At 64.0% G+C, this 24195-nt stretch carries 21 protein-coding genes; 8 read left to right on the forward strand and 13 right to left on the reverse strand.

All coding sequences use genetic code 11. The features are described from left to right. Positions 1-51: 51 nt before the first annotated feature. The 6 genes from AC0C6X_RS19405 to AC0C6X_RS19430 all read left to right on the forward strand — a co-directional run bounded on the left by AC0C6X_RS19405 (position 52) and on the right by AC0C6X_RS19430 (position 5585). Positions 52-345 (forward strand): XapX domain-containing protein, encoded by a 294-nt coding sequence (locus tag AC0C6X_RS19405; protein WP_173518865.1) that lies wholly within the window; start codon positions 52-54, stop codon positions 343-345. Continuing rightward, on the forward strand, positions 345-2327 hold the full coding sequence (locus tag AC0C6X_RS19410; protein ID WP_173520131.1) for an amidohydrolase: 1983 nt from the start codon (positions 345-347) through the stop codon (positions 2325-2327). Before AC0C6X_RS19405 ends, AC0C6X_RS19410 begins: the two co-directional genes overlap by 1 nt. Positions 2328-2346: 19 nt before the next feature. Next, positions 2347-2583: a hypothetical protein gene (locus AC0C6X_RS19415; protein WP_173518864.1), complete on the forward strand. Its 237-nt coding sequence runs from the start codon at positions 2347-2349 to the stop codon at positions 2581-2583. 28 nt (positions 2584-2611) lie between these two features. Continuing rightward, a complete protein-coding gene (locus AC0C6X_RS19420; protein ID WP_173518863.1) occupies positions 2612-3070 on the forward strand; it encodes a DoxX family protein in 459 nt (152 codons plus the stop codon). Then, entirely contained in the window at positions 3067-4668 is a 1602-nt protein-coding gene (locus AC0C6X_RS19425; RefSeq protein ID WP_173518862.1) for an MFS transporter, read from the forward strand. The genes AC0C6X_RS19420 and AC0C6X_RS19425 overlap by 4 nt, the downstream gene beginning before the upstream one ends. Positions 4669-4754: 86 nt before the next feature. Then, positions 4755-5585, forward strand: coding sequence for an alpha/beta fold hydrolase (locus tag AC0C6X_RS19430; protein WP_173518861.1), 831 nt, complete (start codon positions 4755-4757; stop codon positions 5583-5585). Between the two features lie 97 nt (positions 5586-5682). On the opposite strand, the gene AC0C6X_RS19435 is transcribed toward AC0C6X_RS19430, so the two are convergent. Further along, complete coding sequence (locus tag AC0C6X_RS19435; protein WP_173518860.1) at positions 5683-6576, reverse strand: LysR family transcriptional regulator; 894 nt, start codon at positions 6574-6576, stop codon at positions 5683-5685. Between the two features lie 103 nt (positions 6577-6679). Between AC0C6X_RS19435 and AC0C6X_RS19440 the strand changes: the two genes are divergently transcribed. Beyond that, complete coding sequence (locus AC0C6X_RS19440) at positions 6680-7876, forward strand: MFS transporter (RefSeq protein WP_247958737.1); 1197 nt, start codon at positions 6680-6682, stop codon at positions 7874-7876. Positions 7877-7889: 13 nt separating this feature from the next. Here AC0C6X_RS19440 and AC0C6X_RS19445 read toward each other — a convergent pair whose 3' ends face one another. Both AC0C6X_RS19445 and AC0C6X_RS19450 read right to left on the reverse strand, forming a co-directional pair. Beyond that, complete coding sequence (locus AC0C6X_RS19445; protein ID WP_173518858.1) at positions 7890-8531, reverse strand: Vgb family protein; 642 nt, start codon at positions 8529-8531, stop codon at positions 7890-7892. A 10-nt stretch (positions 8532-8541) separates the two neighbouring features. Then, the gene (locus AC0C6X_RS19450) at positions 8542-9762 is read right to left on the reverse strand and encodes a helix-turn-helix domain-containing protein (protein WP_472954689.1); all 1221 of its coding nucleotides are present in this window, start codon (positions 9760-9762) and stop codon (positions 8542-8544) included. 320 nt (positions 9763-10082) lie between these two features. Between AC0C6X_RS19450 and AC0C6X_RS19455 the strand changes: the two genes are divergently transcribed. Continuing rightward, on the forward strand, positions 10083-11300 hold the full coding sequence (locus tag AC0C6X_RS19455) for an MFS transporter (protein ID WP_173518856.1): 1218 nt from the start codon (positions 10083-10085) through the stop codon (positions 11298-11300). 87 nt (positions 11301-11387) lie between these two features. Here the strand turns inward: AC0C6X_RS19455 and AC0C6X_RS19460 are convergent, their stop codons facing one another. The 10 genes from AC0C6X_RS19460 to AC0C6X_RS19505 all read right to left on the reverse strand — a co-directional run bounded on the left by AC0C6X_RS19460 (position 11388) and on the right by AC0C6X_RS19505 (position 24172). After that, on the reverse strand, positions 11388-12692 hold the full coding sequence (locus AC0C6X_RS19460) for a CynX/NimT family MFS transporter (protein ID WP_173518855.1): 1305 nt from the start codon (positions 12690-12692) through the stop codon (positions 11388-11390). Continuing rightward, a complete protein-coding gene (locus AC0C6X_RS19465; protein ID WP_173518854.1) occupies positions 12689-13366 on the reverse strand; it encodes a FadR/GntR family transcriptional regulator in 678 nt (225 codons plus the stop codon). Before AC0C6X_RS19465 ends, AC0C6X_RS19460 begins: the two co-directional genes overlap by 4 nt. Positions 13367-13573: 207 nt before the next feature. After that, the gene (locus AC0C6X_RS19470; RefSeq protein ID WP_173518853.1) at positions 13574-13915 is read right to left on the reverse strand and encodes a slr1659 superfamily regulator; all 342 of its coding nucleotides are present in this window, start codon (positions 13913-13915) and stop codon (positions 13574-13576) included. A 13-nt stretch (positions 13916-13928) separates the two neighbouring features. Continuing rightward, entirely contained in the window at positions 13929-14489 is a 561-nt protein-coding gene (locus tag AC0C6X_RS19475) for a slr1658 superfamily regulator (protein WP_173518852.1), read from the reverse strand. Positions 14490-14493: 4 nt separating this feature from the next. Continuing rightward, positions 14494-16854, reverse strand: coding sequence for a SpoIIE family protein phosphatase (locus AC0C6X_RS19480; protein ID WP_173518851.1), 2361 nt, complete (start codon positions 16852-16854; stop codon positions 14494-14496). Beyond that, entirely contained in the window at positions 16851-18026 is a 1176-nt protein-coding gene (locus AC0C6X_RS19485; protein ID WP_472954694.1) for a methyltransferase domain-containing protein, read from the reverse strand. The genes AC0C6X_RS19480 and AC0C6X_RS19485 overlap by 4 nt, the downstream gene beginning before the upstream one ends. After that, on the reverse strand, positions 18023-18541 hold the full coding sequence (locus AC0C6X_RS19490) for a ubiquinone biosynthesis methyltransferase UbiE (RefSeq protein WP_173518849.1): 519 nt from the start codon (positions 18539-18541) through the stop codon (positions 18023-18025). Before AC0C6X_RS19490 ends, AC0C6X_RS19485 begins: the two co-directional genes overlap by 4 nt. Before the next feature lie 144 nt (positions 18542-18685). Then, entirely contained in the window at positions 18686-20362 is a 1677-nt protein-coding gene (locus tag AC0C6X_RS19495; RefSeq protein WP_173518848.1) for a putative bifunctional diguanylate cyclase/phosphodiesterase, read from the reverse strand. 539 nt (positions 20363-20901) lie between these two features. Beyond that, positions 20902-22698 (reverse strand): adenine deaminase, encoded by a 1797-nt coding sequence (ade, locus tag AC0C6X_RS19500; RefSeq protein WP_472954697.1) that lies wholly within the window; start codon positions 22696-22698, stop codon positions 20902-20904. A gap of 73 nt (positions 22699-22771) precedes the next feature. Continuing rightward, entirely contained in the window at positions 22772-24172 is a 1401-nt protein-coding gene (locus tag AC0C6X_RS19505; RefSeq protein ID WP_173518846.1) for an NCS2 family permease, read from the reverse strand. Between the last annotated feature and the right edge of the window lie 23 nt (positions 24173-24195).

Genomic DNA, 24195 nt, shown 5'->3' on the forward strand with positions numbered 1-24195 from the left:
GCCGCGCTTGCGGTCGCCGGGGCGGCAATGTCATTCGTGAAGGAGTTGGCGATGAAGATGTATCTTCTCTCGCTCGCAGCCGGGGTGCTGGTCGGCGTCATCTATTCCCTCTTGAACGTCCGCTCGCCGGCGCCGCCCGTTGTCGCGCTGGTCGGACTGCTCGGCATCCTCGTCGGGGAGCAATCCGTCCCGCTGGTCAAGCGCGTCCTGTCGGGTGAACCGGTCAATCTCAGCTGGTTCAATCTGCAGTGCATGCCGCACATGTTCGGCCACCTCCCTGGCGGCGCCCAGGCCACCGCCGGCAAGGCGAAGGATGCGGCGCTCAACGATGAAAGGGTCGGATGATGCCGACGCGACGCTCCTTCCTCGGCGCGGCATCGTCGCTTGCCCTGCCTGCCCTTTTTTCGTCGGTCCGTAGCGCCGGCGCCCAACAGACCGGAGACCCCTCGATGACGCCCGACCTGATCCTTCACAACGGCCTTGTCACGACGCTCGACCGCGCCAACCCGGCTGCGACCGCGATTGCGATTAAGGACGGCCTCATTCTTGCCGTCGGCGACGACCGGACGGTGATGGCACTGGCCGGGTCAGCCACGAAAAAGATCGACCTCAAGGGCAAGCGCGTCCTGCCTGGCCTCAACGACAACCACACCCACGTCGTGCGCGGCGGTCTGAACTTCAACATGGAACTGCGCTGGGACGGGGTGCGCTCGCTCGCCGATGCAATGGCGATGCTGAAGCGGCAGGTGGCGATCACGCCGGCGCCGCAATGGGTGCGCGTCGTCGGCGGCTTCACGGAGCACCAGTTCGCGGAGAAGCGGCTGCCGACCATCGACGAGATCAACGCGGTGGCGCCGGATACGCCGGTGTTTCTGCTGCATCTCTATGACCGGGCACTGCTCAATGCCGCAGCCCTTCGGGCGGTCGGCTACACCAAGGACACGCCGAACCCGCCGGGCGGGGAGATCAGCCGGGACGCCAACGGCAACCCGACCGGTCTGCTGCTTGCAAAGCCCAATGCCGGCATCCTCTATTCGACGCTCGCCAAGGGGCCGAAACTGCCCTTCGACTATCAGCTCAACTCGACCCGCCATTTCATGCGCGAGCTCAACCGGCTGGGGGTGACCAGCGTCATCGATGCCGGCGGCGGCTTCCAGAACTACCCGGACGACTACGCCGTCATCCAGAAGCTGTCGGATGAGGGCCAGATGACCGTGCGCCTCGCCTACAACCTCTTTACCCAGAAGCCGAAGCAGGAGAAGGAAGACTTCCTGAAGTGGACCTCCTCGGTCAAATACAAGCAGGGCAACGACTACTTCCGTCACAACGGCGCCGGCGAGATGCTGGTCTTCTCGGCCGCCGATTTCGAGGACTTCCGCGAGCCGCGTCCGGACATGCCGCCGGAAATGGAGGGGGAACTCGAAGAGGTCGTCCGGATCCTGGCAGAGAACCGTTGGCCCTGGCGGCTGCATGCGACCTATGACGAGACGATCACCCGCGCGCTCGACGTTTTCGAGAAGGTCAACCAGGATATCCCGCTTTCCGGCATCAACTGGTTCTTCGACCATGCCGAGACGATATCCGACCGGTCGATCGACCGGATCGCCGCACTCGGCGGCGGCATCGCCGTCCAGCATCGCATGGCCTATCAGGGCGAGTATTTCGTCGAGCGTTATGGCCATGGGGCGGCGGAAGCGACACCGCCGGTGGCGAAGATGCTCGAAAAGGGCGTCAAGGTTTCCGCCGGTACCGACGCGACCCGCGTTGCCTCCTACAATCCCTGGGTCTCGCTGTCCTGGATGGTCACCGGCAAGACCGTCGGCGGCATGCAGCTCTATCCGCGCGCCAATTGTCTCGACCGCGAAACGGCGCTGAGGATGTGGACCGAAAAGGTGCAGTGGTTCTCCAACGAGGAGGGCAAGAAGGGGCGCATCGAGAAGGGGCAGTTCGCCGACCTGATCGTGCCGGACAAGGACTATTTCAACTGCGCCGAGGACGAGATCTCGTTCCTCACCTCGGAGCTCACGATGGTCGGCGGCAAGATCGTCTATGCGGCGGGAGATTTTGCGCCCCACGACGAAAACCCGTTGCCGCCGGCGATGCCGGACTGGTCGCCGGTGCGAAGCTTCGGCGGCTATGCCGCCTGGGGCGAGCCCGATGGTGCCGGCAAGAATTCCCTCCGGCGGACCGCGATCAGCTCCTGTGGCTGCGCCAGCAATTGCGGCGTCCATGGCCACGACCACGCCGGCGCCTGGACGTCCCGCCTGCCGATCGCCGATCTCAAGGGCTTCTTCGGGGCGCTCGGCTGCTCGTGCTGGGCCGTGTGAGGAAGAGTGGAGGGATCAAATGCGAACGATAGTCGGGACTGCGGCGATGGCGGCGGTCTCAATCCTGATCAGCTCGTCGCTTGCTCCTGTTTGCGCCTCAGCCTCGCCAACGGCCGGCGTCCGGCACCCCTGGGCGAAGGTCGTGGTGAACCATCCGGCGTCGAAGCATGGCGCCTACTACAAAGGCGTGTCCCAGACCCCGATCGCCATCTCGAATGACAGCAAACGCGATGAGGGCAGTCCGGCTCCCCGTTGAGTTGAAGGCCGCCTGACAAGGAACCAAAATGCTGAGCCTTTCCTCCCTTGAAAGCCATCTCGTCGCTCGCCTTCGGCCGAGCCTTGCCGGCAGCCGCGTCGTGTTCATCGGGCTGCTGGCGCTCTGCTCGGCTTACATCCAGGGGCCGCTCACGAAGATCTTCGACTTTCCGGGTGCGCTTGCCGAGATGGACCACTTCGGTCTGCATCCGGCACCGCTCTTTGCCGTCGGCGTGATCATCTTCGAGCTTCTGATGTCGGCCCTCATTCTCATGGGGTTCTATCGCTGGGCGGCAGCCAGTGCGCTTGCCGCGTTCACACTGGCTGCCACCTTCCTTGCGTTTCGCTTCTGGGAGCTGCCGCCGGGCATGGAACGGGCGATGGCGACGAACGGATTCTTCGAGCATATCGGTCTCGCCGGTGCCTTCCTGCTCGTCGCCTGCTACGATCTCAGCCAACGGGCGTCCGCAAGGAGGGCAGGGCGATGACGGCGGCAGCGAAGCAGGGCGCAGGCACGTTTGCACCGCTCCGGCAGAAGGTCTTCGCGGTTCTCTGGGTCGCGACGATCATCGGCAATACCGGCAGCTTCATTCGTGATGTCGCCAGCTCCTGGCTGGTCACAGACCTTTCTGCGACGCCGGCCGCCGTTTCTATGGTCCAGGCGGCGGCGACGCTGCCGATCTTCCTGCTCGCCATTCCCGCGGGTGTCCTCTCGGATATCCTCGACCGACGCAAGTTCCTGATTGTGGTGCAGTTCCTGCTCGCGTCCGCAAGCCTTTGCCTGCTGTTTCTCTCCGCGACCGGATTGCAGTCCGTGAGTTCGCTGATCGCGCTGACCTTTGTGGGCGGCATCGGCGCGGCACTGGTCGCCCCGACCTGGCAGGCGATCGTGCCCGAGCTCGTCTCAAGGCAGGACGTCAAGGGCGCCGTGGCGCTGAACTCGCTCGGCATCAACATCGCCCGCGCGATCGGTCCGGCACTCGGCGGTCTGCTGCTTGCCTGGTTCGGCGCCGCCGTCACCTATGGCGTCGACGTCATCAGCTATGCCTTCGTGATCGCGGCACTCCTGTGGTGGCGGCGCGGGGCGGCGGAAGACGACGCTCTTGCAGAGCGCTTCTTCGGCGCCTTCCGGGCGGGGTTGCGTTACGCCCGCGCCAGCCGCGAACTGCACGTTGTCCTGCTGCGTGCCGCCGTGTTCTTCGCGTTTTCGAGCGCGATTTGGGCGCTCCTGCCGCTGGTCGCCCGTCAGCTTCTCGGCGGTGGCGCCAGCTTCTACGGCATCCTGCTCGGTGCCGTCGGCGCCGGTGCGATCGGCGGCGCGCTGGTGATGCCGCGCCTGCGCGCCCGGATGGATGCGGACGGGCTGCTACTGCTTGCGGCCGTATTCACGGCCGCGGTGATGGGCGTGCTCTCCTTCGCGCCGGCGCAATGGGTGGCGGTTGTGGCGCTGCTCGTTTGCGGCGCCGCCTGGATTACGGCGCTGACGACCCTGAACAGCACCGCGCAAGCCATCCTTCCAAACTGGGTGCGGGGGCGTACCCTCGCCGTCTATCTTACCGTTTTCAATGGTGCCATGACCGGTGGCAGCCTTGCCTGGGGCGCGATCGCCGAGGCGATCGGCGTGCCCTTCACCCTGGGAGTGGCGGCCGTCGGCCTTCTGTGCGTCGGGGGCGTCTTTCACACCATGAAACTGCCGAAGGGAGAGGCGGACCTCATCCCCTCCAACCATTGGCCGGAGCCACTGACCAGCGAGCCGGTCGAACACGACCGGGGCCCCGTGCTCGTGCTGATCGAATACTCAGTCGAAAAGGCGGATCGTTCCGAATTCCTGAAGGCGCTTGCCCGCCTGTCGCATGAGCGTCGCCGCGACGGCGCCTATGGCTGGGGCGTGACCGAGGACGCGGCTGATACCGGCCGCATGGTGGAGTGGTTCATGGTCGAGTCCTGGGCTGAGCATCTGCGCCAGCACAAGCGCGTGTCCAAGGCGGATGCCGATGTCCAGGAAAACGTTCGTCGCTTTCACAAGGGACCGGCGGCACCGGTCGTTCACCACCTTCTCGCGATCAACCGGCCGCATCTCGGTTGAAGCGGGTGGCGTTCCATGTCGCGAAGCCAGCGCCACGGAACGTGCCTGAAAACATGCAATAGAACCCAAGCAAAGGAACCATTCCCATGACCGAGAGCTTCGTCAGGACTGAAGACGGCGTCGACATCTTCTACAAGGATTGGGGCACGGGCCAGCCAATCGTCTTTCACCATGGCTGGCCGCTGTCGGCAGACGATTGGGACGCGCAGATGCTCTATTTCGTCAACAAGGGCTATCGCGTCATTGCCCACGACCGCCGCGGCCATGGTCGCTCGACACAGGTGAGCGAAGGTCACGATATTGCCCACTACGCCAAGGACGTGGCCGCACTCACCACCAAGCTCGGTCTCAGCGACGCCGTGCATATCGGCCACTCCACAGGCGGTGGTGAAGCGGTCGCCTATGTGGCGCGCCACGGCGGCGGCCGGGTCGCCAAGCTCATCATCGTCGGTGCCGTGCCGCCGATCATGGTCAAGACCGAGAGCAATCCCGGCGGCCTGCCGATCGAGGTGTTCGACGGCTTCCGGGCGGCACTGGCCGCCAATCGCGCCCAGTTCTTCCTCGATGTTCCGACCGGCCCTTTCTACGGCTTCAACCGGCCGGGCGCCGAGCCGTCCGAGGGTGTGATCCGGAACTGGTGGCGCCAAGGCATGATGGGAAGCGCCAAGGCCCATTACGAGGGCATCAAGGCCTTCTCCGAAACCGATTTCACCGAAGACCTCAAGGCGATCGACGTGCCGACGCTGGTCATGCATGGCGACGACGACCAGATCGTTCCGATCGACGACAGTGCGCGGCTTGCGGTCAAGCTCCTGAAAAACGGTACGCTCAAGGTCTACGAGGGCTATGCACACGGCATGCTGACGACCCATGCCGATGTCATCAATCCTGACCTGCTTGCCTTCATCGAGGCCTAAAAGGCTGGCATGATCCGCAGCGTCTCGGGACAGCGGACCGTGCCGGGATGAATGTTGGTGCCCGCACCGCCATGATCGCGGTGCGGGTCTTTGTTGCTCAAGCGCGTGCCTTCGCGGTTTCACCAAGCGCGCGCATCAACCGGTCGATGAAGACCCGTACCTTGGGCGCGACGAGCTTTGTCGTCGGGTAGACCGCCCAGATCGCCAAAGTCTCGGCCTCCGCGTCTTCGAGGCGAATGCGCACCAGCCGGCCCGCGTCGAGATCGTCGGCAACGTTCCAGTCCGATAGCAGTGTGATGCCGGCACCGGCGAGGCAGGCGGCATGACACCCCTCGATGCTCGTCGACGAGAAGCGGCTCTGCAAGCGGACATGTGTCTCGGCCCCGGCGCTCAGAAAGGTCCAATGGCTGACGCCGTGCAAGGGCAGGCATTGATGATGAATGAGATCGCTGCCGGTCCGAGGCCGTCCGTGCTTTTCGACATAGGATGGAGCGGCGACGAGGGAACGCGGGTTTTCGCTGAGTTTGCGGGCTATCAGGTTGCTGTCCTTCAGTCGTGCGATGCGGATCGCCAGATCGATGCCCGATGCCACGAGGTCGGGCATGGTGTCGCTCATGTCGAGTGAGATCTTGAGTTCCGGATGGTCATCAAGCAGCGAGGGGATCAGCGGAGCGATCAGCTTGATCGAGAAGGCAACGGGCGCCGAGACGCGCAGGAGACCGCTCGCCCCATCCCCGTCACCACTCAGGAGCGTTCGCGCCTGCTGTTCGGTTTCGAGCAGGCCTTGGGCATAGGGCAGAAAGGTCTCGCCCTCCGGCGTCAGCGACAGTGACCGGGTCGTGCGATGCATCAGCCGAACGCCGAGCACCTGCTCCAATGAGGCAAGCCGCCTGGTCGCGATCATTGGCGTGATGCCAAGCCGCCGCGCGGCTTCGGCGAGGCTGCCGCCGCGCGCCGCCGCGGCGAAGACGCGGACCTCATCGAGATTCATTATATCGATCTCCGATATACTAGTGCCAAGAAATACAACACTACAGCGCATATCGATAAAGAGATAGATCAAACCCATCTCTCCAGTGAGAAGGGCAAGTGAAATGGTTACCCACGAAATGGAGCATTCCGGTCTCGGCCGAATCCGCCTCTACGCCATGGCCGTCGCCAGCAGCGTCGCGGTCGCAAACATCTATTACAATCAGCCGCTGCTGGGTCTCATCGAGGCCGAGTTTCCCGGTGAGGCGGCCGTCGGCCTCCTTCCGACAGCGACGCAACTCGGTTACGCGCTCGGCCTCTTGCTTCTGTTGCCGCTTGGGGACATCGTCCGTCGGCGGCGACTGATCGTCGGCCAGTTCCTGGCAGTTGCTGTAGCAGCATCAGCCGCGGCTGTGGCTCCGTCGCCGTCATGGCTGATTGCCGCGTCCGTGCTGCTCGGAGCAAGCGCGACCGTCGCGCAGCAGATCGTCCCGCTCGCTGCAATGCTTGCCACGCCTGACAAACGCGGGGCGGCGATCGGGACAGTCATGGCTGGAGTCCTGACCGGTATCCTGCTCAGCCGCACGGTTTCCGGCTTTGTCGGCGCCCATGCCGGCTGGCGCGAGATGTTCTGGGCGAGTGTCCCGCTTGCTCTCGCAGGTTCGTTGCTGATGATCCGGGCCTTGCCGGATCTGCGTCCGGCATCGCGCTTGCCCTATCGCGAGGCGCTTGGTTCGCTTGCCACGCTTTGGCGGCGCGAACCCGAGTTGCGCCTCGCCTCGATGGTGCAGGCGGCGCTTTTCGCATCCTTTACGGCGTTCTGGACCGTGCTTGCCCTTTATCTTGCGACGCCGCGTTTCAATCTGGGCGCGGATACTGCCGGTCTGTTCGGTATTGTCGGCGCGGTCGGCGTCTTTGCGGCACCACTCGCCGGCAGAATGGCAGATCGAAGAGGTGCGCGGTCCGTCGTCTGGTTCGGCGCCGTCTTGACGCTCGCCGCCTGGGCTCTACTCGGAACGTGGACCTCGCTTGCCGGACTGGTGGCCGGCGTCATCGTGCTCGATGTCGGTATCCAGGTCGCCTTGATTGCCAACCAGCACATCATCTATGCGCTGGAACCTGCGGCGCGCAGCCGTATCAACACGGTCTTCATGACCAGCATGTTTCTCGGAGGAGCGGCCGGTTCCGCCCTGTCCTTCGCCGCCTGGAGCTGTGGCGCGTGGCCGGGCGTCAGCCTGCTCGGCGCCGTGCTTGCGGTGGCGGCGCTGACAGCGAAGCTCCGCGCAAGGCGCAGCCCGGCCCAGGCTCTGTCGAACCGTTGAGACTGCTGGAGGATCAGCGGGACCGCTTCGGCCGGCGAACGGCCCGGATCGTTCCGCTTCCACCGCCGCCGCAGAAGAAGCGATCGCCGCCGTCGGACTCCAGCCCCGAGACACCGGTGCCCGATGGCATTACGATCCGCTCGAGCACCGACCCCGTTTCAGGGTCGATGCGCCTCAAGTCGCTGTCGTCGCCTTCCCAGGTGCCGTGCCACAGGTCTCCATCGATCCAGGTGACGCCGGTCACGACGCGCTTGGACTCTATGGTGCGCAGGATTGCGCCGGTCTCGGGATCGATCTGATGGATTCTCCGGCCCCGATGCTGCCCCACCCAAAGCGTCCCTTCGGCCCAGGCAAGGCCGGAGTCCCCGCCGCCGCCCGGTGCCGGGATCGTCGCCAGCACGCGGCCGCTATCGGGATCGATCTTCTGGATGCGGTCCTCGGCGATCTGGAACAGGTGCTTGCCGTCAAAGGCCGTACCGGCATGCGCGGCGACGTCGATCGAGCGCACGGTGCTGCCGCTTTCCGGGTCGAGTGCATTGATCTTGTCGCCGGAGGCAAACCAGATGTTCCGGCCGTCGAAAGTGACGCCATGGACGTGGTCAGCCCCGGGGAAGGGGCCATATTCGCGGAGGATTTCGGCTTCGGATCGTTTCATGGTTTCAATCCTAATCGCTTGGCAGTGGACCGGGGAGTAACAAGACTGTCGGGAATGTCGGTACCGGCGGGATCACCCAGCGTCGCGCCCGCCCGCGACCGACCGGCAGCACCTTTCCCTCTGAGGAAAGCTCGTCGAGCGCCCGTTGCACGGTACGCGGGCTGGCGGCGAGTGCAATGGCGAGAGCTGAACTTGCCCACGCCTCGCCGTCGCCAAGCAGCGCCAGCACCGCCGCATGGCGTTCATCGACTGGCGGCGCGAGCACGACGACCGTGTGCTCGCCCTGCGGAACCAGCCGGAAGCCGTCCTGGGTCGCGATGATGTCCGCGAAGGCGCGGAGTTCTTCGCGCAGTCGGCCGATCTCGACCCTCAGCCTTGCCCGGTGGGATTCGTCGACATGTTTCGCGCCGAACGCACGGGCGAGCAAGGGGCGCCGCGACAAATCGGCCGGCCACGCCTCTCCAAGTGCGCGCGCCAGCGCGAAGAGCACCGGCCGCGTTGCAAGTGAAACGGCGGAGGCTTCGCGCCGGACGATGTTCCGGCACGCATCGACCACCAGCACGCCGGAATTGAGCAGGGCTTCGACATCGGCGAGCCGCAGCAGGCGCTCGTCTCCCCTGGACAGAAGCCGGGCCGCAGGTGTCTTCAGGACAAGGGCCGCGCCTTCGACTTCCGCGCCCAGAGCCGGCATGCCGCTTGCTCGCGCCGCTTCGGTTGCCCGGGCGAAGGCGCTGGCCGCGGCGGCCGTCTGCAATCGGCGAACGGCGATGCCGGCAACCACGAGTTCGTGTGTGGCTTTTGCTGGCGGTGTCAGCCGGCCCGGATCGACTTTGGCAAGCATGTGTTCGGCCTCGTCGAGACGGCCGAGAAGCAATAGGCGCCGGGCGCCGAGATTTCGAGCGTGTGCGGCATTGAGGTGGTCGCCGTGGGCTTCGAGCGTGGCGCGGGCGGCGTCGAGCGCCTTCATCGGCCAGGAGAGATCGCGCGAGACGATGGCGATTTCCGCTTCGGCAACCACGCACCGCGCCCGGGCCACGGCCTCCTTCGGGCCGAAGCCGCGCGCCGCCGCTTTCAAAAGGGTCTTGGCGCGGCCGAGCTCTCCGAGCTGAGCCATGGCGATACCGCGAAGCGCCAGGGCCGGAGGGTCGTCCCGCAAGGCGACCCGCTTCAACGCACCGAGCAGATCGCCGGCCGCCAGAGCCCGGCCTGCCGCGGTAATCAGCGAATCCATGGAAATCCCGTCACACTTGTCACTCCCCCAACTTGTGCTCCGGCCTCTATCTATTGCTCGAACGGCACGGGACAACAGTGAGGACCTTCACGGCACGATCAAGTGCCTGGATCCAGACCGGTTGCAGGCGTGGCTGGGAAGACGCCCGGCGAACCTGCAATAATTATAAAATTCTGCAAAATACGGTGTCGGATTTCGGTTGGCACCAGCGTCTTAAAGCAACGAGCAAGAGGTGGTGCTCTGCACTTCCAACCTGCTGCGCGATCAGTTTGCACGTTATCGGCGCGGCCGACAGTGGGGCGCCGTCAGGGAGATTTGCAATGACCAATTCGCATTATCGTTGGGTTATCGTGGCGGCCGGTGGTCTGCTTGGCTGCTTGGCGATCGGCGCCATGTTCTCGCTTCCGGTTTTCCTGCTGCCGATCTCGCGTGATACCGGCTGGTCTGTCACCGGAGTCTCCAGTGCGATGACCATCGGCTTCCTGGCGATGGCCTTCGCCAGCATTGCCTGGGGCAGCCTCTCCGATCGTTGGGGCGCACGGCCGATCGTGCTCATCGGCTCGGTGCTGCTGGCCGTCAGCCTGATGGCAGCAAGCTGGGCAACGTCCCTCATCGTCTTCCAGATCGTCTTCGGGGTCGTCGTCGGCACGGCAGCGGCGGCGATTTTCGCGCCGATGATGGCCTGCGTCACCGGCTGGTTCGACACGCACCGGAGCCTCGCGGTCTCGCTCGTTTCGGCCGGCATGGGTATGGCGCCGATGACGATGTCGCCCTTCGCGGCCTGGCTGGTTTCAGGCTACGACTGGAGAACCGCACTGCAGATCATCGCGGTCGTCGTCGCCGTCGTGATGATCCCGGTGTCGCTTCTCGTTCGCCAGCCGCCGGCATTCGCAGCGGGCGCTGCCGCGGTATCTCCGGAGGACGAGGCGCATTCGTCGATGACGACGAGCCAGGTGCTGAAATCGCCACTCTTCATCATCCTGCTGCTGACGAATTTCTTCTGCTGCGCCACCCATTCGGGCCCGATCTTCCATACGGTGAGCTATGCCGTCACATGCGGCATTCCGGTGATGGCGGCCGTGTCGATCTATAGCGTCGAGGGACTGGCCGGCATGGGCGGGCGCGTGGTGTTCGGTCTGCTCGGCGACCGCTTCGGGGCAAAGCGCGTCCTGGTTCTCGGGTTGCTCGCCCAGGCCTTCGGGGCGCTGGCCTATGTCTTTGCGGCGGGGCTTGGCTCTTTCTATGCCGTCGCGGCCCTGTTCGGCTTCATCTATGCCGGCGTCATGCCGCTTTATGCCGTGCTTGCCCGCGAGAATTTCCCCTTGCGGATGATGGGAACCGTCATCGGTGGAACGGCCATGGCCGGCAGCCTGGGGATGGCGACGGGACCGATTGCCGGCGGCATGATCTACGATGCGCTGGCAAGCTACACCTGGCTCTATGTCGGCTCCTGGGGTATCGGCCTCGGGGCATTCCTGATCGCGCTGACGTTCAGGCCTGCACCGCGCTATCAGCAGGCGGTTGCTGCGGCGGCGTGATGCAGCCGCGGAGATCGACAGAATGGGCCCCACCTAAGAAATGGAGCCCGATCCGATCGATGCCTGCCCCGAGAGGCCTGGTCTGCTTTAACGATCGTCAATCCGGACAGTCCGGGCGCCGACATGGAGCGCCCGGCCTGCGCCCATCCCCATGATCGCCACACCGGTGCCGAGGGCGATGAAGAGAACGGAGCTGGCGGCGAAGCTGCCGGTCCAGCCGCGGATGAAACCGACGAGCAGCGGGCCGATGGCGGCAAGCACGTAGCCGACGCCCTGGGCCATGCCGGAGAGGTGGGCGGCGACATGGGAATCGGGCGAGCGGAGCACGATGAGGGTCATCGCCGCGGCGATCAGGCCGCCCTGTCCGATGCCCTGCAGCACGGCCCAGATGAGAACCGTCGATATCGGCGCAAAGAGGATGCCGATGAGCGCAAAGACGGCCGCGCCCACGAGCGCAACACAGACGGCACGCTGGTCTCGACGCCTGACGGCAAAGGAAGGAACGAGCAGGCAGGTGACGACCTGCATCATGATCGAGGCCGAAACGACCGCACCGGCGGTGGCGGCATCGAGGCCGCGCTCGCGGAGGATCGGCGCCATCCAGCCGAAGACGCAATAGGCGAGGGCCGATTGCAGTCCCATGAAAAGGGTCACTTGCCAGGCGAGCCCGTCGCGCCAGAGGCCGACGACGCGGAAGCCGCTGTGGCGGGCCTGCGCCTTGCCGCGCAGCGCCTGCGGCGCCCAGATCATCACCACGATGAGCGCCGGCACCGCCCAGGCCGCGAGCGCGCCGGACCAGGAGCTGACGACATGATGCTCGATCGACAAAGTGAGACCGGCGGCACTCGCCGCGCCGGCGCAGAGCGCCATCGTGTAGAGACCCGTCATCATCGCGGCCCGGTCGGCAAAGTCACGCTTGACGAGACCGGGAAGCAGGACGTTGCCGATCGCGATCGCCGCACCGGCGGCAAAGGTTGCGAGGAATAGCAGTGGCACCGACTGGATGCCGCGCAGGCCCGTGCCGAGCGTCAGCAGCAGCAGCACGCCAAGAAGAGTGCGTTCGGCGCCGAAACGTTGCGCGAGTTTCGGCGCAAGCGGCGCGAAGATGCCGAGGCAGACCACCGGCAGGGTGGTGAGCACGCTGGCGCCGGCGGTGGACAGGCCGGTCGTCTGCATGACCTCGGGCAGCAGCACCGAGAGGCTGGAAAACAGCGGCCGCAGGTTGAAGGCGATCAGGACGAGGCTCACGCCCAGAAGGATACGGGCGCTGCGGCTCAGGACGGGTGGCTGCGGCGCCGGCAGGCTGTCGGCCTCGGCATCGATAAGCTGGTCTTCGAGGTCCAGCCGCTCGGCGGTCTCGGCCGTGTGGGGAGTACGAAAAGTCTGGTTCATTGGGTAAGAAGCCGATCAAGTTCAGCGAGGACCGGGGCCATGAACGCCCGGACCGAGGCTGCGGCCTCGTCCGGATTGCCGGTCGCGATGGCCTCGACGATCGCCGCATGCGCCCGGTCGTCAGGTTCTGGCAGGTCGCCATTGAGCGTCGAGTGGATCGTCTCGAGGATGGCGGAGGTGAAGAAATCGTAGAGTTCGATGATGGCGCGATTGCCCGATGCCTCGACGATCGATCGGTGGAAGGCGATGTCGCGTTGGCTGAAAGCTTCACGTCCGCCGTCGGCCACCGTGCCGCGCGCCCTAAGCAGCTTGAACAGGCGCTCGAGGTCTTCAGGCGTGCGGCGCAGTGCCGCCAGCCGGGCGGCCTCGACGTCGAGTGCCGCGCGCGCTTCCCATTGATCGCGCAGGCTCGTGCGCTTGACCCGGTCGAGAGCGCCGGAGGCGTCGACGGTCGAACGGACATAGGTGCCGGAGCCCTGGCGGGCGTCGAGCAGGCCCTTCGAGATCAGGACCCGTACGGCTTCGCGCACCGTGCCTCGGCTGACGGCGAGCAACTCGGTGAGCGCCGTTTCGTTGGGAATACGCTCCCCGACCGCCCAGCGGCCGCTGAGGATTTCCGCACGCAGGCTTTCGGCCGCGCTCTCGGCGAGATTGGTACGATTGATCGGCTGCATCATCTGCTCATCAAGTCATCAGATGATTTTATCAATAAGTCGGATTGCTCCGCCAGTCAATCAGCATAGAGCGCAGCCGAGGGCCGAGCTGCATCGGGTTCTTCCCTTGAAATCTGTCTTGCCGGCATCAACCAGCGCCGCCGGCAAGGGAGCGCTGGCCTGACGTCATCGCTTTGAGCGGGCCGCGAAGCCGCCGAACGGCCGGCCTCAATTGAGCCTGAGGTCGAGGCCGGGGTGCAGTTTCTTGAGGTTCGGCAGGGACTTCGATTGCCACGGAATCTCTGCGGTTCCGCGCACCGTCAATTGCACGTTTGGCCGGTTGCGCGCCTCGATCGTCAGCTTGGCGAGCAAGTTGATCCCGGACGAGTTCAGAAACTGCAATTCGGTGAGATCGATCGTGATGTGCTCAGGCTCGGCTTCGAGCACGCCCATGACAGTTGAGAAGATCGGGGCATAGGCTTCCGTTCCGGGCAGCCGCATGGTGCCTTCGAAATGAATATCGTTGCCTTCGGACCAAACGCGATACTCTTCTTCGTCCTTGTTTTCCATGTTCTCCGGCTCATCAGTTCGAGAGGTCTGGGACCGCGATGGAGGCATAGGTCTCCAGCGAGGTTTCGCCACCGTCTCCCTGGGCGCCAAAAACCCAAGCGAAACGAACGCCATAATCGCTCATCAGCGTCAAAAGACCAAGCCCCGAGCCGCTTTTACCCAGCCCCGTTGCGTTGGCCTCGATACGCTCGATGAGCAGGTCTCCCGGGTCGCTTTCGGCGATCTCCGAAAGCAGATACTGGAAGCGGACAGCCGTCTCGTTGTCGATGATGTTGGAGACTTTCGTGCGGAAGCTGTTCGCTTCGAGACCCGCTTCCACGACAACGGCGCCCGATGCACGGAACTTCACCGCATTCTCGACCAGTTCGTTGGTCAGATAGCCGATGTTGTGCCGAACTTCGCGGTAGACATTGCGCGAGGCGCGGTAGCGCAGCGCCGCGAGCTCGGCCACGAAATCCGAAGCCATGGCGCAATGCTTCCAGCTCAGATCGAGCGGACCGTCATAAAGACGCAGCCGCGTCATTCTCTGGTGGGCGCCGATCGTCAGGTCCGCCAGTCCGTAGAGCGTGGTCATCTGATCACCTGTGTCTCATGACGACGAGCGTGATGTCGTCATATATCTTCTGCTTGCCGATATGCGCCATCAGGTCCTCGATGATACCCGATTTGACCTCTTCGGCGCTCTGCCCGTAAAATTTGCCTGCGCTCGCGCACAGCCGCTCAATGCCGAACATTTCGCCCTTGGCGTTCACCGCCTCGGTCACGCCATCCGTGTGCAGCACGACCATGTCGCCGTGCCCGAAGGAAATTTCGCGGGTCGCGACGAAGCGCGAGATGTCGGATTCGAGGCCGATGGGCAGACCAAGGTCGAGCGTGTCAATCCGCTCGACTTCGGCACCCTTGCGCACCACGATTAGTTCCTCGTGCTGCCCCGACAGGGTCAGGCGGCCGTCATCGTAGTCGAGGAAGGCGAGCGACAGATGCTTGTCGGTATTGGTCCGCACGATGTTCTTGTAGATTGCGCGGTTCAGGCGGTTGAGGAACTCTTGCGGGTTCATGTCGCCGGCTTCCTGCAAGGCCCGGGCGACGGACTGCACCATCAGCATCAGCACGCCGCTTTCAAGCCCGTGGCCGGTCACGTCGCCGATACCGATCTTCAGCCGCTCCCCGTCGCGAAGCACGTCGTAGTAGTCGCCTCCAACCTCGTCGGCCGGTCGCATATAGGCGGCGATCTCGAGTTCGGCGATTTCCGCGAGCTCACGGGCCCTGGGCAGCACCATCATCTGGATCTGCCGGGCGACCGCGAGTTCGGCGCCGAGGCGCAGGTTCTCGCTGCGCAATTGCGTATTCAGCGTCGAAATCTGATGGTTGGCGTCCTCGAGCTGCTTTGTGCGCTCGGTCACCAGGTTTTCGAGGTTCTCGGTGTGGTAGCTGATCTCTTCAGCCATCCGGTTGAAGGCGATACCGGCTTCGCCGACCTCGTCGCGCGTCGTAATCGGAACGCGAACCGAATAGTCCTTGGCCTCGATCCGTGTTGCCGCTCCGGCAAGGGCGCTGATGCCGCGAGTGACCCGCTTGGAAATGCCGAACACTGCAAGCGTGACGAACAGCAGCGAGGCAAGCAGAGCGAGAATCTGATAGACGAGGATACGGTTCGTTGCTTCGGAAATACCGGCCTGCGCCGCAAACAACGAGGCGTAGATCTCGCGTTCGGGCACGACGATGCCGAGCGACATGGTCTCGCGGCGAACGGGGCCGGATACCCAGAAATTCGCCGGCTCGAGTTGCTTCAAGAGGATGAGATAGGGCACCTTCTCGCCGGCCTCGTCGAGCAGTACGCGCTGTATCGCGCCGTCGGCGCCGAGCGGCAGTTGCGCGATCGCCGGCTGCACACTTTGGTGCAGCGAGCGATTAAGGCCCGTGACACCCTGGCTGCCGGTCTCGCTCGATCGTTGCAGGCCGATGACCTTTTCTCCTACGCCGTTGATGGCAACCACGTTGCCGTCGGACATGGCGAGGAAACCGAACCCGCTGTCGCCGACTTTGACGCTTTCGACAACCTCGGCCAGCTGATCGAGCGTGATATCGGTTCCGGCCGCCCCGGCGACACCCTTGCGGTCGCGCGTCCAGAGCGGCTGGAAGAAGCTGACGATCAGTTTTCCCGAGGCAGCATCCGTATAAGGTGCCGTTTGCGTGGTATCGACTGCAACGGGCCTGAGGCCGGGATCCTTCGCCCATCCCTCCCAGGACTCGTAGAGGCCGGGGAAGAAGAAGTTCCAGAAGTTGGCCTCGTTGTGACCGGGGTAGAGGCGGTCGAACGTCTGCGCCTGATCGGCATAGGGCGCCATCCGCAAGATCGGCCGCTCCTTTGGTCCGACGTAGTACATCTGCAGTTTGGAACGCCCGTGCGCAAGCAGGGCGGGAGCAACCAGATCGAGAACGGCGCTGTTCTCGATATCGGTCTGCACCTCGGGTAGCGGCCGGCGGTCGGGGCCAAGGAGATAGCTCCAAACGCTGACGCTCGAGAGCGGTCCCGGAAGGTTCTGCGCCCACCCACCTTTGGGATCGTAAGCCACGGTAACGGATTCCGGTGCGTGCCGCGCAAGCGCCTCTCCGACGTCGGACCTGCGCATGGGGCGGTCGATCTGCGCCTGGAGCACGCCCGCGAGCGTGGCGACGTCGGCGTGAACCTGGCCGAGCAGAAGATCAACCCGCGCGGCCGTCGATTCCGCGTAGGTGAGCATGTAATCTTTGTTTGCCTTTTCCAGGCCCTGCCCGACCTCCGTCGTCGCGTCGCGCGACAATCTTTGAACGTTCCAGAGCGCCAGGCCGCCTGTGACCAGGAGGTCGAAGAGCACGGCGCTGCCGACGACCAGCACGAACTTTGCGCGAAAGGATCTCAAACCGAACCGGGGACGTTGGACATTGTTCTCGCTCATAGCGGTTTGCGTCCGGACGCTGCCCAGATCGGCCAGCCTGCATAGCCCTTCGGATGCAGCGCCGCGAAGATGTGATCGCGGAAGCCTTGGCGAAAACGGTCGATGAATTCGGGTGTTTCGCCGTGTCTCGTCGCCATAGCCGCAAACATCTTCTCCCATCCGGCGATGACGTCGGCGAAATCCTGCGGGTCGCCGTCGAGATTGGTGACCATGAAGGATTCGACCAGGATGTCGTCGAAGCCCGCGTCGGCGAGATAGCGCCGGCTCTTCGGGCCGAGCTCCACATCCATCTCGAAGTGGCTCAACAGCCTCGCGAGCTCATTATAGGTCCATTGGATGCTTTGCGCCCGTGGCTCGCCGAGGCAGTGCGAGTTCTTCTCGTTGGTAATGTAGACGCGGCCGCCCGGCTTCACGATCCGATAGAGCTCCTTGAGAAGCAGCTCCGGCTGATTGAAGATCTGCAGCGAATGCCGGCAGGTCACGAAGTCGAACTGGTTGTCCTCGAGCAGCATCTCGGAAGCGTCGCCGAACGTGTATTCGATGCCGGTGACGCCGAAATCGGCGGTCACCGTGCGCGCGTAGGCAAGGCTCGCGCGGGAATGATCGAGGGCCACGATTCGGGCCGGCTGAAACTCCTTCTGCGCGAGCACGGCGAAATCGCCGATGCCGCAGCAGATGTCGGCCATGGCGATGCCGGGCCGCATGCCGTGGCGCGGCAGGATGGTGCGCTCGTGGCGCCAGGTCATTTTCGTCTGCGCGCGGAGGATGGGAATGAAGCTCGTATCCTCGACGAAGCTTTGGCCGGGGTAGAACATCGAATCGTAGACCTCGACGGAGATCTGCGGCTCAATCGTGCTCAAGTGCCTGAACATCCTTGTCGTCCAGCCGACGACGCTCGAGGTGATGATGATCAGACGCAGGTCCGACCGCTCGCGGCAGGCATCGAGCGCGACCCGGATGAAGGCCTGGAAGGCCGTGTTGTTCATCTGGATGAGGCGCTTCACGTCGATATAGAGAACGCCTCGCACCGCATCGATTGCTTCGCGCAGCGCATGAATGCTCTCGGCGATCTCATCGATCGATCGCGGACGGATCGTTCCGGCGAGCGAGAAGATCTGGCTGTTCGGGTCGAATGCGACTTTGAAGCGCTGAGTAAGGCCCGCGGTGATCAACTCACCATTCCTTCAAGAGGCAGGTCGACGATCAGGGTGATGGCCGGTGCCTCGCGTTCGTCCAACCGAAGGCGGGCGTCATAGTTGACGGCGAGATCCAGAAGCACCGATTCTCGGCTCGGGGCGAGGTCGTTGGAAATGGCGTCGAGATAGCGGGCCTGAGCATCGCTCTCGCGGGTTTTGGATACGGCCTCGCGGTAGAAACGCGCCTGACCTGGCGGGCATGGGAAACTGAGTTGAACCCGTTCCGTGCCTCCCTGGCGGTAGATCGACAGGCCGATCTTTCCGTCGGTGGTGCCGCCGCGAAACGAGACCTCCAGAAGCTCGTTCAGAGCGGAGGAGAAGAAGTTCGAATGCCGCACGGGATCGGTTCTGTTGTGGCTGATCATACGGGCGAGGTAGCTCGAAACATGATCGCAATGCTGCCAATCCGAGAGGAATATCTCCATCTCCATATCGAACTGAAGCAAGGGCTCGAAAGCCGTCTCCGTGGTCTCATTGACACTTGCACCCATGCAGCAATGTCCTCCCCACCCCGAACTCTGCTACGGCCATATGGCACTTTCCATAATGATTTGTAACCACGCAACCCCCGGATTTTGCACGTAAACAACCCAGGCTTGGCGTCGCGCCTCTCATTGCGCAACGCATGGATGCGACTAGAGCGTAGCCATGGCCGACGAGCGGCGAAGGTAGGCGCCGATCGCGTCTGCCGGCATGGGCATGCCCAGGAAATAGCCCTGCAGCCGGTCGCATCCCTCTTTTCGCAGCCAGACCGCCTGACCGACCGTTTCCACGCCTTCGGCGGTGACCCGCATGCCGAGGCCATGCGCAAGCCCGATGATCGATCGAACGATCGTCTGGCTCTTCTCGTCGCTCTCGAGGTCCTTGATGAAGTAGCGGTCGATCTTGATCGTGTCGAAGGGGAAGTTCTTGAGGTAGCTGAGCGAGGAGTAGAAGGTGCCGAAATCGTCGAGCGAAATCTGGATGCCCAGTACGTTCAGGGTGTTCAGCGTGTCCAGATTGTTGGTCGTGCGCTCGAGCAGGACCGTTTCCGTGACCTCCAACTCAAGCCGGTCAGCCCTGAGGCCGGACATGTCGAGCGCTTGGGCGATCCGGTCGGTCAGCCCCTCCCGCAGGAATTCAGCCGGAGAGAGATTGACGGCGACGGTGAAGTGCGACGGCCATGTGGCGGCCTGCCGGCAGGCCTCTTCGAGCACCCATTGGCCGATCTCGCTCATCAGCCCGTCGGCTTCCGCCATGGGAATGAAGACGTTGGGGGGAATGACACCTACCAGCGGATGGTGCCAGCGCACCAATGCTTCGAAGCCGACGATCGAAAACGGCGGTTCGACGAGCGGTTGATATTCGATGGAAAACTGATTGTCCTGCAGAGCCGTGCGCAGGCTGCGACGCAGCATCTCTCGCTGTTCCAGCACGATCAGCATCGAGCGGCTGAAGGTCTTGGCCCGGCCCCTGCCGTCCTTCTTCGCCGCGTAGAGCGCGATGTCGGCCGCCTTCATCAACTGCTCGATCTCGTTGCCATCGTTCGGCGCGATGGCGATGCCGATGCTGGCGCCGACGAAGACTGTGATGCCGTCGATCGTAAACGGCTCGTTGAACGCCTGGATCAAGGCTTCGGCGAGATATTCGGCGTCGGTCGGCTGGTCGCTGTGGCGCTGGATGACGGCAAACTCGTCGCCGGCCAGGCGATAGGCAACCTCGCCATCGCGAAGCGCTCCGCGAATCCGCTCCGCCGCCATCTTGAGCACGGCGTCGCCGGCGCCGTGGCCGAGCGTATCGTTGACCGGCTTGAAGTCGTCGAGGTCGATCTGCATCAGCGCCAGCTTCTCGCCCGGCGTCGGCAGGATGCTTTGCAGATCGTCGCTGAATTGCCGGCGATTGGGCAGGCCCGTCAGCACATCGTGGGTCGCCTGATGCAGCAGCAGCGCCCGTTCGCTTTCGCCGTGGCTGCCGACCTCTCGGCGCGTCGCGCGGCCGCTCGTTTCGAGCACGCCGATGCCGCGCACGGCGCGGAAGACCAGGAGCGTGCGCCGTGACTTGGTGGTGGCGTCGATGACTTCGACGCTTCTGGGCACGCCGTTCGCGATCACAGACTCGACCGTCGCCTTGGAGGCGGGCGCAAGCAGCTCCGGATAGAGGTGCCACAGGGTCGCATCGACCAGCGCGCCGACCTCGTAGGTCTCCTGGAGCGCTGACGAAGCGCTCGTCAGATGGAAAGCCTCATCATAGAACGAAAGGATTTCATCGGCGTTGGCCGCTACGGTGTCTTGCACTGAAGCTGAAGCAGACAAAGTTGCATCAGTGTCCGGCATACTTGCCTTTCCCTTTTCTGTCCCGAACTCATCCGGGGTAGCAAACGATTGCGCCTCCCGCGGACACTGCACACGGCGTGGATCGTCCTTCCCCAAAGCTATCGCGCGACGTATCCGGGTCAATGCCCTTGCCGCACGCTGGACCTTGCCTGTGGAAACCTCGTTTCGGAACGTCGTGGGCCTGGCACGGCGCCATTGCCCTGCACGGTTGTATGTAAGCTCCTTCTTTTATCATTTACCATCATTGCATGCAATTTGGTGCCACTTAGAGAGAGCGCCGAAGTTTGGTTCATGCAGCAATCCCATTGCAGGACAGCCGTGTGAATCAAGCTTTGCGGCGCAAGGGCTTCCTGCCCGGGATCGACGAACCGCTGATTTGGACGGGCGAGCGGATGGAATGGTCTCCTTCAGGCGCAGGTTAACCATAAACGAAGAAACTGGTGGATCGGATGACTGCTCGGCACCCGCGACGGGGTCGAAAGCACAGTTTGGCGGCCAAAGGTCGGCCGCCTGTATCGGCGGCCGATTCCGAAGAGGGTTCAACGCGTGCTCAGGATCACGTCGGTCTTCTGGAAGGTCCGGACGTCGATCAGGCCCTTGTCGGATATCCTGAGCTCCGGAATGACGACGAGCGCCAGCAGCGAGTGCTGCATGTAGGCGTTGTTCAGGCGGCAGCCGCAGGCGCGCATCGCCTCGACGATGGCGGCCGCCTTCTCGGCGACGATCTCTGCCCGCTGATCGGACATGAGACCCGCGACAGGCAACTCGACGAGCGCCAGCTCGCGACCTTCCTTGATCACGACGATGCCGCCGCCGACCTCGTGCAGCCGGTTGGCCGCCTTGGCCATGTCCACCTTGTTCGTGCCGACGACGATCATGTGGTGGCTGTCGTGTGCGACCGTGCTGGCGATCGCGCAATCGCTGTCATAGCCGAAGCCGGAAACGAAGGCGTTGACGACGTCGCCGGTGCCGCGGTGGCGTTCGACCAGCGCGATCTGGCAAATGTCGTTGGCGCGGTCCATCTGCACCAGGCCGTTCTCGATCGTGACCTCGGCCTCGAGCGCACGCGTCGGCGCCTGGTTTTCGACGACGCCGATCACCTGAACGCGGGCGCGCGACGCGCGTGCGTTGGACGCAATGTCGAAATCCGCGGCGGCGAGCATCCGACCGAGGTGGACGGTGTTGCGCGCACGTTCCGGATAGACGTAAGCCGGGATATCGCGCGCGAGCGTGCCGCTTTCGGCCACGAGTTCGCCGCGGGCAAACACCATCTCGATCGGTAGCGCCGCGAGATCCGAGGTGACGATCAGGTCGGCTCGCCGGCCCGGCGCAATCGATCCGAGCTCGCGCTCGAGGCCAAAATGCTGGGCGGTGTTGAGCGTCGCCATCTGGATGGCGGTCACCGGCTTCAGCCCTTGAGCGATCGCGTGGCGCACGACCCGGTTCATGTGTCCGTCATGGACGAGCGTGCCGGAATGGCTGTCGTCGGTGCACAGCAGGAAATTGCGCGGATCGAGACCGGATTCGGTAACGGCCTTGATCTGCGCCGCAACGTCGTACCAGGCCGAACCGAGCCGCAGCATGGCGCGCATGCCCTGGCGAACGCGGGCGATGGCGTCCTCCACGGTCGTGCCTTCGTGGTCGTCGGCCGGTCCGCCGGCGGCATAGGCATGGAACGCGCGGCCGAGATGCGGCGAGGCATAATGCCCGCCGACGGTGAGGCGTGCATCCTGGGTGGCGGCGATCTCGGCCATCATCTTCGGATCGTTGGCCGCGACGCCGGGGAAATTCATCATCTCGCCGAGCCCGATGATGTTCGGCCAGGCGAGTGCCTCGGCGACATCTTGGGCGGAAAGCTCGGCGCCGGCGGTCTCCAAGCCCGGCGCACTCGGCACGCAGCTCGGCATCTGGACGAGCACGTTGATCGGCAGGCTCTGGGCTTCCTCGTTCATCAACCGGACGCCATCGAGCCCGAGCACGTTGGCGATCTCGTGCGGATCGATGAACATGGTGGTCGTGCCGTGCGGGATTACCGCGCGGGCAAATTCGGTGACGGTGACGAGCCCGCTTTCGACATGCATGTGGGCGTCGCAAAGGCCAGGCACGAGGTAGCGGCCGGCCGCGTCGACGACCTTGGTTTCAGCGCCGATCGTGTGGCCGGCGTCCGGGCCGACATAGGCAAAACGGCCGGCCTTGACGGCGATATCGGTGCCGGGAATGATCTCGCCGGAATAGACGTTGACCCACTTGCCGTTGCGGATCACGAGATCGGCCGGCTTGCGGCCCATGGCGACGTCGACCAGTTCGGGTGCCGTTTTCGACCAGGATTGAAGCATGACGGTTTCCTTCGAATGGGCGATGTCGGCGCCCTTCTTTGGAACGGAGGGCGCCGAAGGATTTGCTGGCGGTCTACTGGGTCTGGGCGACGAGCGCTGCGGCAAGCAGGGCGACGAACCACATGACCGGTCTTACATCGCCGGCGCGGCCGCAGACCAGCTTGATCAGCACGTAGGCGATGATCGCAAGCGACAGGCCGAGCGTGATCGAGAAGGTGAGCGGGATCAATACGATCGCAAGGAAGGCCGGGATCGCTTCATCAAGCACGCTCCAGCGGATGTTGCTGATCGGTTCGGACATGAAGAGGCCGGTGAGGATCAGCACCGGCGCGGTCGCGACCGCGGGCACCAGCGAAAGCAGTGGCGACAGGAACAGGAAGGGCACGAAGAGAAGACCCGCGATCAGTGCGACGAGGCCGGTTCGTCCCCCTTGCGCGATGCCCGCACCGGATTCGAGATAGACCGTCGCGGGGCTCGTTCCGAGCGGTGCGGAGATCAGCGCCGCGATCGCGTCGACATGCATGGATTCGCGGATGTTGCGCGGCATGCCGGTTTCATCCTTGAGGTCGGCAGCTTCCGCCAGGCCTAGGAAGGTGGAAAGCGCCTCGATGAAGTTGGTGAACAGGAAGACGAAGATGAAGGGCAGGTAGATCAGGTTCAAAGCGCCCAACAGATCGATCTGGCCGACGAAGCTGAAATCCGGCGCGGCGGAGAAGCCGCTCCAGTTGACGAGCGTGTGTACGTCAGGGGTTTCGGGCGAGAACGCGCTGCCGTCGCCCCACCAGCGGCCGATCGGGATCGAGAGGATCGTGGTGAGGATCATGCCGGCCATCATGGCGCCGGGGACGCGCCGAAGCACCAGAGCCACCGTCAGCACGAAGCCGACGATGAAGGTAAGCGTCACTGGGTTGAATTGCGTGAGGCCAACGATCGTATCGGGATTGGCGACGATGAACTTGGCGTTTTCCAGGCCGATCAGTGCGATGAAGAGGCCGATGCCGCAGGCGATGCCATAGCGCAGATCAACCGGGATCGCCTCGATGATCGTCTGGCGGAGGTTGAAGAACGCCATGATGGTGAAGAGCACGCCGGCCCAGAAGACGCAGCCAAGTGCGATTTCGAGCGGAACCTTGGCGCCGACGACCATGGTGTAGGCAAAGAGCGCATTGATGCCCATGCCGGGTGCCACGAGGATGGGGCTGCGCGCATAGAGCCCCATGGCGCAGCTGCCGATGAAGCTGACGAGCACCGTCGCCGTCACGCCGGCCGAAAACGGAATGCCCGCATGCGCCAGGATCGACGGATTGACGACGATGACGTAGGAGGCGGCGAGAAAGGTGGTGAGGCCTGCGAGGATTTCGGTGCGGACGGTCGAGCCGCGCCGCGAAATCTGGAAGTAGCGGTCGAGAAGAGCGCCGAGCCAGGATGTCTCCGGGCCTGGTGCCGCCTCCACGGTCTTGTTCTGGTAGTTCATCTTGTTCCCCTTTTTTAGATGAC

This window comes from Ensifer sp. VA4 (assembly GCF_055710065.1).